Genomic DNA, 16,868 nt, shown 5'->3' with positions numbered 1-16,868 from the left:
CTCGCCCCGTCCGTAGAGTTCTCATTCCTCACCCCGCCCCCCTCCCCACGGGAGGGGGAGTACGGTGCGGCTCAGGCCCCAACCGAAGCGGGCCAGCCTCTCGATGAGATCGGAGTCGGACGTGCGAATCTGGTAGCCCCTGCGGGGCAGGGGGATGCGTGTGGATCTTCCGCTTTGTCCGGAAGTCCCATACCCCTCATTCCGTCCCGCTTCCTAAAAGGGAGGGGGCCCGCCTTCGGGGGCGGCAACAAGACCACACGGAGGAACCAATGATCGGCCGGCTCAACCACGTGGCGATCGCGGTGCGCGACCTCGACGCCGCCTGTGCGGTCTACCGCGACACGCTCGGCGCCACCGTGCAGCCGCCGCTGCCGCAGCCCGAGCACGGCGTCACCGTCGTCTTCGTCGAGCTGCCCAACAGCAAGATTGAGCTGATGGCCCCGCTGGGTGCGGACTCGCCGATCGCCGCCTTCGTCGAGCGCAACCCGAGCGGTGGCATCCACCACGTCTGCTACGAGGTGGACGACATCCTTGCCGCCCGCGACAAGCTGAAGGCGCAAGGTGCCCGCGTTCTCGGCACGGGCGAGCCGAGGATCGGCGCCCACGGCAAGCCGGTGCTCTTCCTTCACCCGAAAGACTTCCTCGGGACGCTAGTCGAGTTGGAGCAGGTTTAAGGCGTGAGCGGGTTCTTGGACCAGGTGGCGCGATCGACGGGACGCACGCTCGCCCTCGTCGTCGTCCTCGTCGCGGTGTTCGTTGCCGTGGCGGTGTCGCTGTTCAAGCTGACGATTGCCGGCGCCATCGCACTCTACTTCGTGGTCTGGTGGACGCTGCTCTTCGCGATCCTGCCGATCCGCAACCAGCCCGAGACCAGGCCCGAGCATATCGTGCAGGGTCAGGACCCGGGCGCGCCCGCGCGCCCGCGCCTGCGCGAGAAGGCAATCTGGACCACGCTGTTCGCCGGCGCCGTCTTCCTCGCTGCGCTGGCGATCTTCCCTCTCGCCGGACTGTAGACGCGCCTCGTTCGGCAAGCTCGGCGCAAGCCGACGCGTGCAGGACGGGATAGCAGCGGGTTTCGATGCGCCCAAAAACAAAAAAGCAAGGCCTGAGGCCTTGCTTTTCGAAGAGCATAGATGGATCGACCTTGATTGACCTACGCATTGCCTGCGTGGCGGTCGGTTTTTCCTCCCGAGACTCGGACCCTGCGCCACCTCTGCCGGGCGTCGCAAACATCGCGAGAGCGCTTATAGGAACAACAGTTCGTGCTGTCACGCCCCCCAAGGGCGAAAAGTGCTCTTTTTTGCCGCCCCGGGGAACGATCCCTGCGGGGCCTTTGCGTCGGTGTGGAAATCGCGCGGCGCGCCGGCCCCGGGTGCCCAGCGCTTGTGTTTTCCCGAGGCAATGTGTTGTGTGCGCTCGGCGCGGAATGCTCCCGCCGTGCCAGATCAAGCCTGTCCGGACCGCGATCGGATCGTCATGCGTCTCTCCCGCTACTTCCTGCCCACCCTGCGCGAGACGCCCAAAGAGGCCGAGATCATCTCGCACCGCCTGATGCTGCGCGCGGGCCTGATCCGCCAGGAAGCCGCGGGCATCTACGCTTGGCTGCCGCTGGGCTTGCGCGTGCTGAACCGGGTCTGCGCGGTAATCCGCGAGGAGCAGGACCGGGCGGGTGCCGTCGAGTTGCTGATGCCAACCGTGCAGTCGGCCGATCTCTGGCGGGAGTCGGGCCGCTACGACGCCTACGGCAAGGAGATGCTGCGCATCAAGGACCGCCACGACCGCGACATCCTCTATGGTCCGACCGCCGAGGAGGTGGTGACCGAGATCTTCCGCGCGAGCGTGCGCTCCTACAAGGACCTACCGAAGAACCTCTATCAGATCTCGTGGAAGTTCCGCGACGAGGTGCGCCCGCGCTTCGGCACGATGCGCTCGCGAGAGTTCCTGATGAAGGACGCCTACTCCTTCGATTTCGACCAGGCCGGCGCCCGCCACGCCTACAACCGGATGTTCGTGGCCTACCTGCGCACCTTTGCGGGGCTTGGCCTCAAGGCGATCCCGATGCGCGCCGACACCGGCCCGATCGGCGGCGACCTAAGCCACGAGTTCATCATCCTGGCCAAGACCGGCGAGAGCGAAGTCTTCTGCGACCGCGCCTATCTCGACTTCCCGATCCCGCCGGCCAACACCGATTTCGAGGACGTGGCGGCCCTTCAGGGCATCGTCGATGCCTGGACCTCGCACTACGCCGCCACCGACGAGATGCACGAGGCCGACGCCTTCGCCGAGGTGCCGGAGGCCGACCGTCTCGCCGCCCGCGGCATCGAGGTCGGCCACATCTTCTACTTCGGCACCAAATACTCCGAGCCGATGGGCGCAAAGGTCGCGGGTCCGGACGGCATCGAGCGGCCGGTCCATATGGGCTCCTACGGCATCGGTCCGAGCCGGCTCGTCGCCGCGATCGTCGAGGCGAGCCATGATGAGGGGGGCATCATCTGGCCGGACGCGGTGGCGCCCTTCGACGTCGCGCTGATCAATCTGAAGGTTGGCGATGCAGCAACGGACGCCGCCTGCGGGGAGATTCAGGCGCAACTCGAGGCCGCCAACCTCTCGGTGCTCTACGACGACCGCGACGAGCGACCCGGCGCCAAGTTCGCGACCGCCGACCTCATCGGCCTGCCCTGGCAGGTCGTGGTGGGCCCGAAGGGCCTGGCCGAGGGCAAGGTCGAGCTGAAGCGGCGGGCGGGCGGCGAGCGCGAGGCGGTCGCGCCCGTCGATCTCGTCACCCGCATCCGGCGGATCTGAAGGCGCACGATGGCTGGCAGCGCGACGGAAACGGGCGGACGGACCGCGCGGCTCGCCGCCCTCCTCGGGCGCGCCGGCACGACGGCGCCCTTCGCGGCCTTCGAGTGGATCATCGCGGGCCGGTATCTCCGGGCGCGCCGCCGGGGGGGCGGGGTCTCGGTGGTGGCCTTCTTCTCGGTGCTCGGCATCGCGCTGGGCGTCGCCACGCTCATCATCGTGCTCTCGGTGATGAACGGCTTCCGCTCCGAGCTGATGTCGAAGATCATCGGCATCAACGGGCACGTCTTCGCGACGCCCATCGACCGCACCTTCACCGACTACGAGGATCTGTCCGACCGCCTCGCGAAGGTGGCCGGCGTGCGCGCGGCGATCCCGCTCGTCGAGGGGCAGGCCTTCGCCTCCTCGCCCTACGGCGGCAGCGGCGTGCTGGTCCGCGGCGTGCGCGGCGCGGATCTCGACGGCATGGCGGCGATCTCGAGATCGCTGCGCGGGGGCACGCTCGAAGGGTTCGACGACGGCTCCGGCGTGATCATCGGCCGGCGGCTCGCCGACGCGCTCGGCCTCCAGGCAGGCGACACCATCACGCTCTCGACGCCCAAGGGCTCGACCACGCCCTTCGGCACGGCGCCGCGCACCAAGAGCTACGCCGTCAAGGCGGTGTTCGAGATCGGCATGACCGAGTTCGACTCGACCTTCGTGTTCATGCCGCTCGCCGAGTCCCAGGCCTTCTTCAACAAGGAGGGCGACGTCTCGATGATCGAGATCTACATCGATCATCCGGACGAGGTCGGCGCCATGCGCGAGCCCCTGGAACTCGCCGCCGAGCGCCCGATCCTGCTCACCGACTGGCGCCAGCGCAACCGCACCTTCTTCGGCGCGCTCGAGGTCGAGCGCAACGTGATGTTCCTGATCCTCAGCCTGATCGTGGTGGTGGCGACCCTGAACATCGTCTCCGGCCTGATCCTGCTGGTGCGCGACAAGTCGAGCGACATCGCCATCCTGCGCACCATGGGGGCGACGCCCGGCACGGTGATGCGGGTCTTCCTGATCAACGGCGCGCTGATCGGGCTCGTCGGCACGCTCTCGGGGCTGGTCCTCGGCATCGCGATCACGCTCAACATCAAGCCGATCCAGCGCGTGCTCTTCCCCGGCGCCTGGGACCCGACCGTGCGCTTCCTGGCCGAGATCCCGGCCGAGATGAACTCGGGCGAGATCACGGTCGTGGTCGTCACCGCCTTCCTGCTGTCGCTCGCCGCGACGCTCTATCCTTCCTGGCGCGCGGCCCGGCTCGATCCGGTGCAGGCGCTGCGCTACGGCTGAGACCGGGAACCGCCATGAGCACCGATGCCCCCGGCAGCCAGCCGGTGCCGGCCCTGTTCTTCGCCCGCGTCGAGCGGCGCTACAAGCAGGCCGAGGGCGCCCTGGAGATCCTCCGCGGCGCCGACCTCGCGATCTGGCCGGGCGAGCTCGTCGCCCTGGTGGCGCCGTCGGGCGCCGGCAAGTCCACGCTCCTGCACCTCGCGGGCCTGCTGGAGCGTCCGGACGGCGGCGAGGTCTATGTCGGCGGACAGCCGACCGCCGCGATGAGCGATGCCGAGCGCACGCGCTTCCGCCGCGAGGAGATGGGCTTCGTCTACCAGTTCCACCATCTCCTGCCGGAGTTCTCGGCGCTGGAGAACGTGGTGATGCCCCAGCTCATCCGGGGTCTGAAGCGCACCGAGGCCAAGGCGCGCGCCGCCGAACTCCTCGGCTTCCTCGGCCTCAAGGACCGCCTGCCGCACCGCCCGGCCGAATTGTCCGGCGGCGAGCAGCAGCGCGTCGCCATCGCCCGCGCGGTCGCCAACGGCCCGCGCCTGCTGCTCGCCGACGAGCCCACGGGCAACCTCGACCCGCAGACGGCCGACCACGTCTTCGGGATCCTGCTGGCGCTGGTGCGCGCCTCGGGGCTGGCGGCGCTCATCGCCACCCACAACATGGATCTGGCCGCCCGCATGGACCGCCGGGTCACGATCCGGGACGGGTTGATCCACCAGCTCGATTGAGGTCGCGGGCTGTCGCTCAGGACGCCGCCCGCAGGCCCGGCACCGACAGCATCGCCTCCGCCGCGTCGCAGGCGCGCGCGATCTGGTCCGGATCCGCGCGCATCCGCTCGCGCACCGCCGCGCAGGCGCGGGCGACCGCGGGGTCGCCGATCAGGCGGTCGAGCAGGGAGGCCGCCTCGCGCGGGCGGAAGGCGCGGCGGCTCAGCACGGCGCCGAGCCCGAGCTCGGCGAGCCGGCGGCCCTCGTCGAAATGGTCGAAGGCGACCGGCACCACGAGTTGCGGGATGCCGGCCGCGAGCGCCTGCGCCACGGTGCCGATGCCGCCGTGGTGGATGAGCGCCGCGCAGCGCGGCAGCAGCGCCCCGAACGGCGCGTAGGGCAGGTGGATGATGCCGGGCGGCAGGTCGCGCGGGATCTGCCCGGACTGGGGCGCCAGCAGCACGCCGCGCCGCCCCATCCGTCGGCACAGGTCCAGGGCCGTCTCGAAGAAGCGCGCCCCGTGCCGCATGGCCGAGCCGTAGGTGAAGACGAGCGGCCGCTCGCCCGCGTCCAGGAAGGCGGCGAGGTCCGGCGGGATCTCGGCGGCGTCGCCGAAGCGATCGACCAACGGGAAGCCGATCTGCACCGCCTGGGCCGGCCAGTCCCGCTGCGGCGGGGTGAACCAGTCGGGGAACATCAGCAGCATCCGCGTCGGGCTGTTCCACCAGTGCCGCAGGCGCCGGACGGGGGCGAGCCCGAGCCGGGTCCGCAGGGCGTTCAGCGGCGGCAGGGCGACGGGGCCGATCGCGTAGGCGTCCGCGCCGACGCCGAGCCAGTGCCGGAACCGGGCCGAGAGGAAGCGCGGCAGCGGCAGGCCCGGCAGGCGCGGCGGCGCGATCCGGCTCTCGATGAGGAACGGCATCACCTGCAGCGTCGCCAGCGGCAGGTCGTAGAGGTCCTGGGCGAGGCGCGCGCCGAGCGCCAGGGGCGAGGCGACCACCACGCCGCGCCGCTCCCGGGACCAGCTCGCCCCGAGCCAGAGCAGCGTGGTCTCGGTGAGGCCGGACACGTAGTCGAAGAGCGGCCTCACGCCCCGGCGCGGGTGCCAGAGGTCGGGCGAGCGGGTCATCGCGTCGTACTGGGCCACCGTGCCGAGGGGCTGGAAGGGCAGGCCGGCCCGTCGGGCCAGCGGCTCGAACGGGGCGGGCGCGGCCAGCGCGACCCCATGGCCCCGGCGCGCCATCTCGGCGCCGAGGGCGATGAAGGGCAGCACGTCGCCGTGCGTCCCGACGGCCACCAGGAAGAACTCCATCCTGACGAAAGCACGATCGCGTTGAATTGCCCGGCTCCCGCGGCGCCTCTGCTCGAAGCCGGGGGATCTAGCAGGTGGGGTTGCTTCTGCAATGTGTCAGGTTGCGCCGTATCGCAAACGGTCATCCAACCTATCACGATGCGCCCGATACCTTCGGCGTCGAACAGGGCCCGGGGATTTCGTTAACCCTGGTCTTGGGTTCGTCAGCCGCGCGCCTTTACGTAGAACATAAAGCGAACAATAGTGGCCTTGTTCCTCAATTGTTCTCGGGAGACGCGGCAGATGCTGAAGCGGATGATCCTCACGGGCATGGCGGAGTTCATGGCGTTCGGGCTCCTGTCGGTCGCGCTCGCGGCCTGGGGCGTAGCCTTGGCGCCGTTGAATTAGCGGCCGGTTGCGCGGACGCGGTTTGTTCCCGCTGCGCCGCGTTGCGCACAGGAAAGTCGCCCGATCACCGGCGCGCGGGCGGAATCGACGCGCGGACCGGGGAGGGCGGGCGGAGAATCGTGGATATCCCGGGCGGTGCGGCGCGGCGGTGACAGACTCCCCCCACGCCTCTCGGCGATCCTGTCCGGCCACGAACAAGGTCGGTCATGGCGCGTCAGCTCAAGGCGGTGGGGTATGTCCACCTCCACGTTCACTCGTCCTACTCGCTGCTCGAGGGCGCCCTGAAGGTCGGCGACCTGGTCAAGGCGGCCGCCGCCGACCGGCAGCCGGCCCTCGCGCTCACCGACACGAACAACCTCTTCGGCGCGCTGGAATTCTCCGAGAAGGCGGCGGGGACCGGCATCCAGCCCATCGCCGGCATGCAGCTCGCGGTGACCTTCGAGGCGCCGGACCCGCTGGGGCGCAGCCAGGTTCAGGTCACCAACATCGTGCTGCTGGCCCAGGACGAGGCGGGCTACGGCAACCTGCTGCGCCTCGCCTCGCGGGCCTATTTCGACAACGATCTCGGCGAGGCCGCGCGGGTGCGGGCCGAGGCGCTCGCCGAATCGGCCGGCGGCCTGATCGCGCTCACGGGCGGCCCCTCCGGCCCCCTCGACACCGCGATCCGGGCCGGACAGCCCGAGCGCGCGCGCGCGCGTCTCGCCGCGCTGAAGGCGGCCTTCGGGCCGGACAACCTCTACGTCGAGGTGCAGCGCCACGGCCTGCCCGACGAGCGCCGGGTCGAGGACGCCTTGATCGCGCTCGCGGACGCCGAGGGGCTGTCGCTGGTCGCGGCCAACGAGCCCTTCTTCGCCAAGCCCGACGATTTCGACGCCCACGACGCGCTGCTCGCCATCGCGGAGGGCCGCGTGGTCTCCGACGAGCGCCGCCGCCGGCTCACCCCGAGCCACGGCTTCAAGACCCGGGCCGAGATGGCCGAGCTCTTTCGCGACCTGCCGGACGCGCTTCAGGCGACCGTCGAGATCGCGATGCGCTGCGCCTACCGGGTCCGCACCCGCAAGCCGATCCTGCCGAACTTCGGCAGCGTCGCGGAGGAAGGGCTCGCCGAGAGCCAGCGGGCGCAGGAAGCCGCGCTCGCTGCCGAGGCCACGACGGCGGTCGCCGAGGCCATCGCGGACGACGAGCCGACCGAGCTGCGCCGTCAGGCCGAGGCCGGGCTGGAGGCGCGCCTGGAGAAGCACGGGCCGGCGCCGGGCTTCACGCCCGAGCAGTACCGCGAGCGCCTCGCCTTCGAGCTCGACGTCATCGTCAAGATGAAGTTCCCGGGCTACTTCCTGATCGTCTCGGACTTCATCAAGTGGGCCAAGGCCCACGACATCCCGGTCGGACCCGGCCGCGGCTCGGGCGCGGGCTCGCTCGTGGCGTGGTCGCTCCTGATCACCGACCTCGACCCGCTGCGCTTCGGCCTGCTGTTCGAGCGCTTCCTCAACCCCGAACGCGTCTCGATGCCGGATTTCGACATCGACTTCTGCGTCGAGGGCCGCGAGCGCGTGATCCAGTACGTCCAGCGCCGCTACGGCGAGCGGCAGGTGGCGCAGATCATCACCTTCGGTACGCTGCTCGCCCGCGGCGTGCTGCGCGACGTCGGCCGCGTGCTCGAGATGCCCTACGGGCAGGTCGACAAGCTGACGAAGCTCGTGCCCCAGAATCCGGCCAACCCCGTGACGCTGGCCCAGGCCATCGAGGGCGAGCCGAAGCTGCAGGCGGCGATCGAGGAGGAGCCCGTCGTCGCCCGCCTGATGGCGCATGCCCGCAAGCTCGAAGGGCTGCACCGCCACGCCTCGACCCACGCGGCCGGCGTGGTGATCGGCGACCGGCCGCTCGAACAGCTCGTGCCGCTCTACCGCGACCCGAAGACCGGCATGCGGGTGACCCAGTTCAACATGAAATGGGTCGAGCAGGCGGGCTTGGTAAAGTTCGACTTCCTGGGACTCAAGACCCTTACGATGCTCCGGTGCTGCACGGACCTGCTCAAGCAGCGCGGCATCGACATCGACCTGGCCGCCCTGCCGCTCGACGACCCGAAGACCTACGGGCCGATGGGGAAGGGCGAGACGGTCGGCGTGTTCCAGGTGGAATCGGCCGGCATGCGTAAGGCGCTCTGCGAGATGCAGTGCGACCGGCTCGAGGACATCATCGCCCTGGTGGCCCTCTACCGGCCGGGCCCGATGGCCAACATCCCGGTCTATTGCGAGCGCAAGCTCGGGCGCGACGCCGGCAACGAGGCCGCCTGGTACCCGCACCCGATGCTGGAGCCGATGCTGAAGGAGACCTTCGGCATCATCGTCTACCAGGAGCAGGTGATGGAGATCGCCAAGGTGCTCGCGGGCTACACGCTCGGCGAGGCCGACATGCTCCGCCGCGCCATGGGCAAGAAGATCCGCGCCGAGATGGACGCGCAGCGCGAGCGCTTCGTGAAGGGCTGCACGGCCAACGGCCTGACCAAGGCCAAGGCCGACGAGATCTTCGACCTGCTCGCCAAGTTCGCCGATTACGGCTTCAACAAGAGCCACGCGGCGGCCTACGCGCTGCTGACCTACCAGACCGCCTACCTGAAGGGGAATCACCCGGTCGAGTTCCTCGCCGCCGCGATGACCCTCGACATCGACAACACCGACAAGCTCGCCGAATTCCGCCAGGACGCGCAGCGCCTGAAGATCCCGGTCGATCCGCCCTCGATCAACACCTCCGGCGAGGTGTTCGAGGTGCATGGCGGGCGCATCCGCTACGCGCTCGCGGCCATCAAGGGCGTCGGCCGCGAGGCGGTGCGCGCGATCATCCAGGCGCGCGGCGACAGGCCCTTCAAGGACCTCGCCTGCTTGGCGCGCCGCCTCAACCCGCGCATGGTCAACAAGCGGGTTCTGGAAAGCCTCGTCCAGGCCGGCGCCCTCGACTGCATCGAGCCCGACCGCGCTCGCGCCTTCGCGGCGATCGAGCCGATGATGAAGCTGGCGCAAGGGGCGGCCGAGGCGGAATCGACCGGCATCACCGACATGTTCGGCGGCGTGGTCTCGGACACGGTCTCGCTGCGCATCCCGCCGCACGAGCTCTGGCCGATGGCCGACAAGCTGAAGCGGGAATACGCCGCCATCGGCTTCTTCGTCTCGGGCCACCCCCTCGACGAGTACGGCGACCTGCTCGGCAAGCTCAGGGTCCAGAGCTGGGCCGAGTTCTGCCGCGCGGTCCGCTCCGGCACCACCAGCGTCGGGCGCGTGGCGGCGTCCGTGCTCGACCGCTCGGAGCGGCGCACCAAGACCGGCAACAAGCTCGGCATCGTCACGCTCTCGGACCAGACCGGGCATTTCGAGGCGATCATCTTCTCGGAAGGCCTCGGCCATTACCGGGAGATCCTGGAGCCCGGAAAGCCGCTGGTCCTGCAGCTGCAGGCGAACCTCGAGGGCGAGGACGTGCGCGCCCGCATCATGACCGCCGAGCCTCTCGATGCGGCGGTGGCCCGCTACCAGAAGGGCATGCGGATCTTCCTGCGCGACGAGCGCCCGATCCCGACCGTGCAGCAGCGTCTGGCGAACCGCGGGGAGGGCGAGGTCTCGCTGATCCTGATGCTCGACGGCGCCCGCGAGGTCGAGGTGCGCCTGCCCGGCAAGTACCAGGCGACGCCCGCCATCGCGGGAGCGCTGCGGGCGGTGCCCGGCGTGGTGCAGGTCGAGGTGAACTGAGGGCGCGGGACGGGCTCAGGGACCGCTGAGGCAGGGCGTGAGCGCCGCGCGCAGCGGGCCGGCCTCGGACTCGGGTACGGTGACGGTGGCGACGAGCGGTTCGTCGCCCTTGCGCGGGCTGCCTTGCGTCCAGACCAGCCGCGCGCCGGGCTCGACCAGGGCGACCGCGATGCCGTTGGCCGGCGTCTCGCCGCGCCGGGCCGGCTCCACGGTGAGCCGGAAGCTCGTCGCGGGCTCGGCCGCCACCGCGCCGTTGGCGCGGGCCCGGGCAGTGCGCACGCCCGCCGCGCCGACGACCCGGAACTCGCTCAGCGCCGCGGTGCTGCCGCTCGGGCCTTCGAGCCCCGAGAAGTCGAAGACCGGCTCCAGATCCGCGAAGCCCGGAACCGTCAGGTCGAGGGAGACGGCGCGGGTCTTCGGCTCGCAGGCGACCCGCAGCGCCACCTCCCGGCGGAGCGCCCCGACCGTCGCACTGCCCGAGAGATCGACCGAGGCAGCCTGGGCGGCGGCCGGCAGCAGCGCCAGGAGGGCGAGGGCGTATCGTGGGTGCATGCGGGGATCCCGTCTCGATCGGGCGCCGAGCCGGGCCGTCGGGCGATGGGGCAGGCCGGCCGCCTCACCCACGCTTGCGTCCCCCGCCGCCCTTGTACTTCGGCTTCTGGCCGCCGAGCCCCTGGGTCGAGCGCGGCTTCGGCCGCTCCTGCCAGACGGGGGCGCCGGCCGGCAACTCGCGGTCGGTGCCCGGCCCCATGTTGTCGAGGTCGGGCGCCGCGATCCGGCTGCCGCGCGGCGGTTTGCGGCCGAACTTGCCGGCCTCGCGCTCGACGTCGCCCTGGCGCGCCATCGGGTCGTCCGAGACCAGGAGCTCGGTCGCCTGGAGCCGCTTGAGCTCGTCGCGCAGGCGCGCGGCCTCCTCGAAGTCGAGGTCGGCGGCGGCGGTACGCATCCGCTTCTCGAGGTCGGCCATCACGGCCTTCAGGTTGTGGCCGACCGTGATCGCGTCCTTGGCGAGCCCCGTATCGACCTGCACGTGGTCGCGCTCGAACACGCTGGAGAGGATGTCGCTGATCCCGCGCTTCACGCTCTGCGGCGTGATGCCGTGCTCGGCGTTGTAGGCGAGCTGCTTCTGGCGGCGCCGTTCCGTCTCGGCCATCGCCCGCTCCATCGAGCCGGTGATCTGGTCGGCGTAGAGGATGCAGCGCGCCTCCGCGTTGCGGGCCGCGCGGCCGATCGTCTGGATCAGCGAGGTCTCGGAGCGCAGGAAACCCTCCTTGTCGGCGTCGAGGATCGCGACGAGGGCGCATTCCGGGATGTCGAGGCCCTCGCGCAGCAGGTTGATGCCGATCAGCACGTCGAAGGCGCCGAGGCGCAGATCCCGGATGATCTCGATGCGCTCCAGCGTGTCGATGTCGGAGTGCATGTAGCGCACCCGCACGTTGTTCTCGTGCAGGTACTCGGTCAGGTCCTCGGCCATGCGCTTGGTCAGCGTCGTCACGAGCGTGCGGTAGCCGGCCTGGGCCACCTCGCGGACCTCCCCTAAGAGGTCGTCCACCTGGCTCCGGGCCGGGCGGATCTCGATCACCGGATCGACGAGGCCCGTCGGGCGGATGACCTGCTCGGCGAAGACGCCGCCGGTCTGCTCCATCTCCCACTTGCCGGGCGTCGCCGAGACGTGGACCGACTGGGGCCGCATCGCGTCCCATTCCTCGAAGCGCAGCGGGCGGTTGTCCAGGCAGGAGGGCAGGCGGAACCCGTACTCGGCGAGCGTCGCCTTGCGGCGGAAGTCGCCCCGGTACATGCCGCCGATCTGCGGCACGGTGACGTGGCTCTCGTCGGTGAAGACGAGCGCGTTGTCGGGCAGGTACTCGAACAGGGTCGGGGGCGGCTCGCCGGGCTTTCGTCCGGTGAGGTAGCGTGAATAATTCTCGATGCCGTTGCAGGCACCCGTCGCCTCGATCATCTCGATGTCGAAGGTGCAGCGCTGGTCGATGCGCTGCGCCTCGATCAGGCGGCCCATCCGGGTCAGCTCCTCGATCCGGCCTTTCAGCTCGTGCTTGATGCCCTTGATCGCCTGCTGAAGAGTGGGGCGCGGCGTGACGTAGTGCGAGTTGGCGTAGACCTTCACGAACTTCAGCTCGGAGATGGTCTTGCCGGTGAGCGGATCGAACTCGACGATCTTCTCGATCTCGTCGCCGAACAGGCCGATGCGCCAGCCGCGATCCTCCAAGTGGGCCGGCCAGAGCTCGATCGTGTCGCCGCGCACCCGGAAGGTGCCGCGGGCGAAGTCGGACTGGATGCGCTTGTACTGCAGCGCCACGAGGTCGGCGATGAGCTGGCGCTGCTCGATGCGCTCGCCGAGCGAGACCGTGAACGACATCGCCGTGTAGGTCTCGACCGAGCCGATGCCGTAGATGCACGAGACCGAGGCCACGATGATCACGTCGTCGCGCTCGAGGAGCGCCCGGGTGGCGGCGTGGCGCATCCGGTCGATCTGCTCGTTGATCGAGGATTCCTTCTCGATGAAGGTGTCGGAGCGCGGGACGTAGGCCTCGGGCTGGTAGTAGTCGTAGTACGAGACGAAGTACTCGACCGCGTTGTCGGGAAAGAAGCTCTTGAACTCGCCGTAGAGCTGCGCGGCGAGCGTCTTGTTCGGGGCCAGGATGAGCGCCGGGCGCTGCGTCTCCTCGATGATCTTGGCCATCGTGAAGGTCTTGCCCGAGCCGGTGACGCCGAGCAGCACCTGGTCGCGCTCGTGCGCGCCCACGCCCTTCACCAGCTCGGCGATGGCGGCCGGCTGGTCGCCGGCGGGCTCGAACTCCGACTTCATCACGAAGCGGATGCCGGCCTCGGACTTCTTCGGGCGCTCGGGCCGGTGCGGCACCCAGGCCGCGCCGTCCTTGAACAGCGGGTTGCCCTCGGTGAGCAGGCGTTCCAGCGCCGTCACCGTCGCGGAGGCGCCGCCCGGGTCGAGCGGCGCGGTGTCGGGCTGGCCCTCCGGGGCCGGGCCGTCCTCGGGCGGGGTCAGGCCGAGCGCCTGGGCGAGGCGCGGGTCGACCTCGGCGCCGGGGGCGACCGTGAAGCCCGATTGCGACGCCTCGCCGAAACCCTGCGGTGCCGCGGCATCCGCCTTCCTGCGCCCGCGCCGGCCCGGAACCTGCCCGGGGCGCTCGGGCTCCGGCAACCGGTTGCGGTTGAGCGCCGGGTTGAGCAGGTCGGCCAGGAAGGGGTCGAGGGGCTGAAGCTCGGGCTTGTCGGCCTTGCTCGGGCCTTTCGCCGTCGCGCTGCGGGGCTTGCGGGGTTTCGCCATAGCGCGAATATGGTCTCTCGCGAGCCGGCACGGAAGGCCGCGGGAAGCCGCGGGAAGCCGCGGCGCGCAGCCGGAAGGTCGCGCCGCGTTCACCGAGGTCCGCGCCGCGTTCACCGAGGTTCGCGCCGCGTTCACCGAGCCCCGCGCCACGTTGACGCATGTCGGCCGAACACCCTAGATCAATGGCCCGTTCCCGGTTGCCGGAGCCCCGATGGATCCCGCCTCGCCAGGCCGCGCGGACAGCGCGACCCATCTCGACGTGCTGGTCATCGGCGCCGGCATCTCCGGCATCGCGGCCGGCTACCACCTGCAGCGGCGCTGCCCGGACAAGAGCTACGCCATCCTCGAGGCGCGCGAGGCGATCGGCGGCACCTGGGACCTGTTCCGCTATCCCGGCCTGCGCTCGGATTCGGACCTCTACACCTTCGGCTTCAGCTTCCGGCCCTGGACCGGCGAGCGCTCGATCGCCGACGGCGCCTCGATCCTCGCCTACCTGCGCGAGACGGCGGCGGCCTACGGGATCGACCGGAAGATCCGCTTCGGCCATCGGGTCGTCGCCGCGGACTGGGATTCGGCCGCCGCGCGCTGGGTGCTCGACCTCGAGGTCGGGCCGGAGCGCCGCCGGCAGCGGCTCACCTGCGGCTTCCTCTCCGTCTGCGCGGGCTACTACGACTACGAATCGGGCTATCTGCCGGACTGGCCCGGCACGGCGAGGTTCGGGGGCCGCTTCGTGCATCCGCAGGCCTGGCCGGAGGACCTCGACCACACGGCCAAGCGCGTGGTCGTGGTCGGCAGCGGCGCGACCGCGATGACGCTGGTGCCGGCGATGGCGGGAGACGCCGCCCACGTCACCATGCTGCAGCGCTCGCCGACCTACGTGGTGGCGCTGCCCGCCCGCGACCGGGTTGCCGAATGGCTGCGCGCCCGGCTGCCGGAGGGGCTGGCGCTGCGGCTCGCCCGCTGGAAGAACGTCGCGCTCAGCATCCTGTTCTACCAGTACGCCCGCCGGAAGCCCGAGGCGATGAAAGCCCGCATCCTCGGCGGCATCCGCCGCCAGCTCGGGCCGGACTACGACGTCGCGACCCATTTTACCCCGAGCTACAAGCCCTGGGACCAGCGCCTGTGCCTGGTGCCGGACGGCGACCTGTTCCGGGCGATCCGCGGGGGGCGCGCCTCGGTCGAGACCGGCACGATCGAGACCTTCACGGAGACGGGCCTGCGACTCGCCTCGGGCCGCGAGATCCCGGCCGACATCGTGGTCACGGCCACGGGCCTGAAGCTGAAGATGCTCGGCGGCCTCGCCCTCTCGGTGGACGGCGCGCCGGTCGATCCGCAGAGGACCTGGCTCTACAAGGGCATGATGCTGAGCGGGGTGCCGAACCTCGCGGTCGCGATCGGCTACACCAACGCCTCCTGGACCCTGAAATGCGAGCTGACGGCGCAGTACGTCTGCCGCCTGATCCGCCGCATGGACGCGCGCGGCGACCGCTGGTGCATGGCCCGGCGCGACGGCAGCGAGGGCGAGGCGCCGACCATCGACTTCACCTCGGGCTACATCGAGCGAGGCCGCCATCTCCTGCCGAAGCAGGGCGTGCGCCGGCCCTGGCGCCTCTACCAGAACTACCTGCTCGACGTGATCGCCCTGCGCTACGGCCGGGTCGCGGACGGCGCGATGACGTTCGGCAGGGCGGGCGCCCCGCCCGCCGAGGTGCGGCGGGCGGCCTGAGGGGGCACGCGGATGGGCGCGCGATTCGAGCTGGCCGGCCGCACGGCCCTGATCACCGGCGCGGGCAGCGGCATCGGCCGCGCGCTGGCGCTGGCGCTGGCCCGGCGCGGCTGCAACCTTGCGCTGGCGGACATCGACGCCTCCGGCCTCGCCGAGACCGCAGCGCGCCTGCCGGCGGGCCTCCGGGTTAGCCGGCACCGGCTCGACGTCTCCGACCGTGAGGCGGTGGCGGCCCTGCCCGCGGAGATCCGGGCGGCCCATCCGGGTCTCGACCTCCTCGTGAACAATGCCGGCGTCGCCCTCGGCGGCAGATTCGAGCAGGTCTCGGAGGCCGACTTCGAGTGGCTGATCGGGATCAACCTCTGGGGCGTGGTGCGGATGACGCGGGCCTTCCTGCCGCTGCTGCGGGAGAGCCCGGAGGCGCGCATCGTCAACCTGTCGAGCCTCTACGGCCTGATCGCGCCGCCCGGCCAGACCGCCTACGCGACGAGCAAGTTCGCGGTGCGCGGCTTCTCGCACGCCCTCGCCCACGAGTTGGCGGGCTCGACCGTCGGCGTCACCGTGGTCCATCCGGGCGGCGTCGCGACCCGGATCGCCGACAGCGCGCGCCTGCCGGCCGACCTCGCGCCCGAGGAGAGCGCTCGCGGGCGGGCGCAGGCCAACAGCTACCTCAAGCTCGCGCCCGCGCGCGCCGCCGAGATCATCCTGACGGCGGTCGAGCGGCGGCGCCCCCGGGTGCTGGTCGGCACCGACGCGCGGATCGTCGCGCTGCTGGAACGGTTGATGCCGGCCGCCTACTGGCCCGTCCTCGCCCGGCTGATGCGACAGCCCTGAGCGGCCGCGGAAACCGGCGCCTGCCTCGCGAGTTCGCCGAACAGGACGGCTTCCGCCCCGGCACCCGCTCACCGCGCCCTCGTCGCGATGTCCGGGCCCCGCACGGAGACCGCAGGACCGAGAGCGGCAGCCCCGAGGCCATGGTGGAACGAGTGTCACGCGACGATGCGAGAGTCGATCCGGGCGAGCCGGCCGCCGCCGGCGGCCCGGCGGACGGACCGGAGGCGAGGCGCGCGATGGACAGACCCGAGGCCGACGCGATCTCCTTCGAGCAGATCCGCGAGCGGGCCTACGAACTCTGGGAGCGCAACCACCGCCCCGAGGGGCTGGAGATCCAGTTCTGGCTGCTCGCCGAGCGCGAACTCAGGACGGAGCGCGCGCGGGGGCGCGGCGAGCGGAGCGGCGAAGGCCCCGGCGGGACGGGGCCTGTCTGAGGCGGCGCGCCTCGACTTGCCGAAAGGTCTTCATAGAAATGCCATAGGAACCTTCGCGGTGATGTCGGACTTATCCTGCCGCAGAAAGATCGGAGGAAAAGCCAATGAAGGTCACCGGTATCGCCGGCGCGCTCGCCATCCTGACGTTCACCGCTGGCAGCGTGCTAGCCGCTCCGTGCAATACGGGTTCGACGAAGGGCAAGTCCCCGGACCAGACGATGAACGAGAAGAGCTCGGACGTCGATAAGTCGAGCAAGAACCTCGCGGGCGGCCAGCAGCCGGCCTCGCCCGGCACCGTCGGCGCCATG

The 16,868-nt window shown here is 70.8% G+C and carries 12 protein-coding genes and 1 pseudogene; 10 read left to right on the top strand and 3 right to left on the bottom strand.

Annotation, left to right across the window (positions count from 1 at the left end; translation table 11 throughout):
* Positions 1–269: 269 nt before the first annotated feature.
* The 5 genes from mce to AX737_RS09690 all read left to right on the top strand — a co-directional run bounded on the left by mce (position 270) and on the right by AX737_RS09690 (position 4,844).
* A complete protein-coding gene (gene mce / locus AX737_RS09710) occupies positions 270–674 on the top strand; it encodes a methylmalonyl-CoA epimerase (RefSeq protein WP_066920926.1) in 405 nt (134 codons plus the stop codon).
* Between the two features lie 15 nt (positions 675–689).
* Complete coding sequence (locus AX737_RS09705) at positions 690–1,013, top strand: DUF1467 family protein (RefSeq protein ID WP_156453620.1); 324 nt, start codon at positions 690–692, stop codon at positions 1,011–1,013.
* Positions 1,014–1,476: 463 nt separating this feature from the next.
* Positions 1,477–2,802 (top strand): proline--tRNA ligase, encoded by a 1,326-nt coding sequence (gene proS / locus AX737_RS09700; protein WP_066920922.1) that lies wholly within the window; start codon positions 1,477–1,479, stop codon positions 2,800–2,802.
* A gap of 9 nt (positions 2,803–2,811) precedes the next feature.
* Entirely contained in the window at positions 2,812–4,122 is a 1,311-nt protein-coding gene (locus AX737_RS09695; RefSeq protein ID WP_066920920.1) for a lipoprotein-releasing ABC transporter permease subunit, read from the top strand.
* A 14-nt stretch (positions 4,123–4,136) separates the two neighbouring features.
* The gene (locus tag AX737_RS09690; protein ID WP_066920918.1) at positions 4,137–4,844 is read left to right on the top strand and encodes an ABC transporter ATP-binding protein; all 708 of its coding nucleotides are present in this window, start codon (positions 4,137–4,139) and stop codon (positions 4,842–4,844) included.
* Between the two features lie 16 nt (positions 4,845–4,860).
* Here the strand turns inward: AX737_RS09690 and AX737_RS09685 are convergent, their stop codons facing one another.
* Complete coding sequence (locus AX737_RS09685) at positions 4,861–6,135, bottom strand: nucleotide disphospho-sugar-binding domain-containing protein (RefSeq protein WP_066920916.1); 1,275 nt, start codon at positions 6,133–6,135, stop codon at positions 4,861–4,863.
* Between the two features lie 593 nt (positions 6,136–6,728).
* On the opposite strand from AX737_RS09685, the gene dnaE reads away from it, so the two are divergent.
* Positions 6,729–10,259, top strand: coding sequence for a DNA polymerase III subunit alpha (gene dnaE / locus AX737_RS09680; RefSeq protein ID WP_066920914.1), 3,531 nt, complete (start codon positions 6,729–6,731; stop codon positions 10,257–10,259).
* Positions 10,260–10,274: 15 nt separating this feature from the next.
* On the opposite strand, the gene AX737_RS09675 is transcribed toward dnaE, so the two are convergent.
* Both AX737_RS09675 and uvrB read right to left on the bottom strand, forming a co-directional pair.
* Positions 10,275–10,811, bottom strand: coding sequence for a hypothetical protein (locus AX737_RS09675; RefSeq protein ID WP_066920912.1), 537 nt, complete (start codon positions 10,809–10,811; stop codon positions 10,275–10,277).
* 64 nt (positions 10,812–10,875) lie between these two features.
* The gene (uvrB, locus tag AX737_RS09670) at positions 10,876–13,566 is read right to left on the bottom strand and encodes an excinuclease ABC subunit UvrB (RefSeq protein WP_066920910.1); all 2,691 of its coding nucleotides are present in this window, start codon (positions 13,564–13,566) and stop codon (positions 10,876–10,878) included.
* A 211-nt stretch (positions 13,567–13,777) separates the two neighbouring features.
* Between uvrB and AX737_RS09665 the strand changes: the two genes are divergently transcribed.
* The 4 genes and pseudogenes from AX737_RS09665 to AX737_RS09650 form a co-directional block, all read left to right on the top strand.
* On the top strand, positions 13,778–15,292 hold the full coding sequence (locus AX737_RS09665; protein WP_066920908.1) for an NAD(P)/FAD-dependent oxidoreductase: 1,515 nt from the start codon (positions 13,778–13,780) through the stop codon (positions 15,290–15,292).
* 12 nt (positions 15,293–15,304) lie between these two features.
* Positions 15,305–16,126, top strand: coding sequence for an SDR family NAD(P)-dependent oxidoreductase (locus AX737_RS09660; protein WP_066920906.1), 822 nt, complete (start codon positions 15,305–15,307; stop codon positions 16,124–16,126).
* 236 nt (positions 16,127–16,362) lie between these two features.
* Entirely contained in the window at positions 16,363–16,560 is a 198-nt protein-coding gene (locus AX737_RS09655) for a DUF2934 domain-containing protein (RefSeq protein WP_066920927.1), read from the top strand.
* 104 nt (positions 16,561–16,664) lie between these two features.
* Positions 16,665–16,868 (top strand): annotated as a pseudogene (locus tag AX737_RS09650) (exopolysaccharide production protein YjbE); the annotation flags it as partial.

This window comes from Methylobacterium sp. CCH5-D2 (genome assembly GCF_001556475.1).
Lineage (GTDB): Bacteria > Pseudomonadota > Alphaproteobacteria > Rhizobiales > Beijerinckiaceae > Methylobacterium > Methylobacterium hispanicum.
This window is presented reverse-complemented; position numbering and strand designations above follow the sequence as displayed.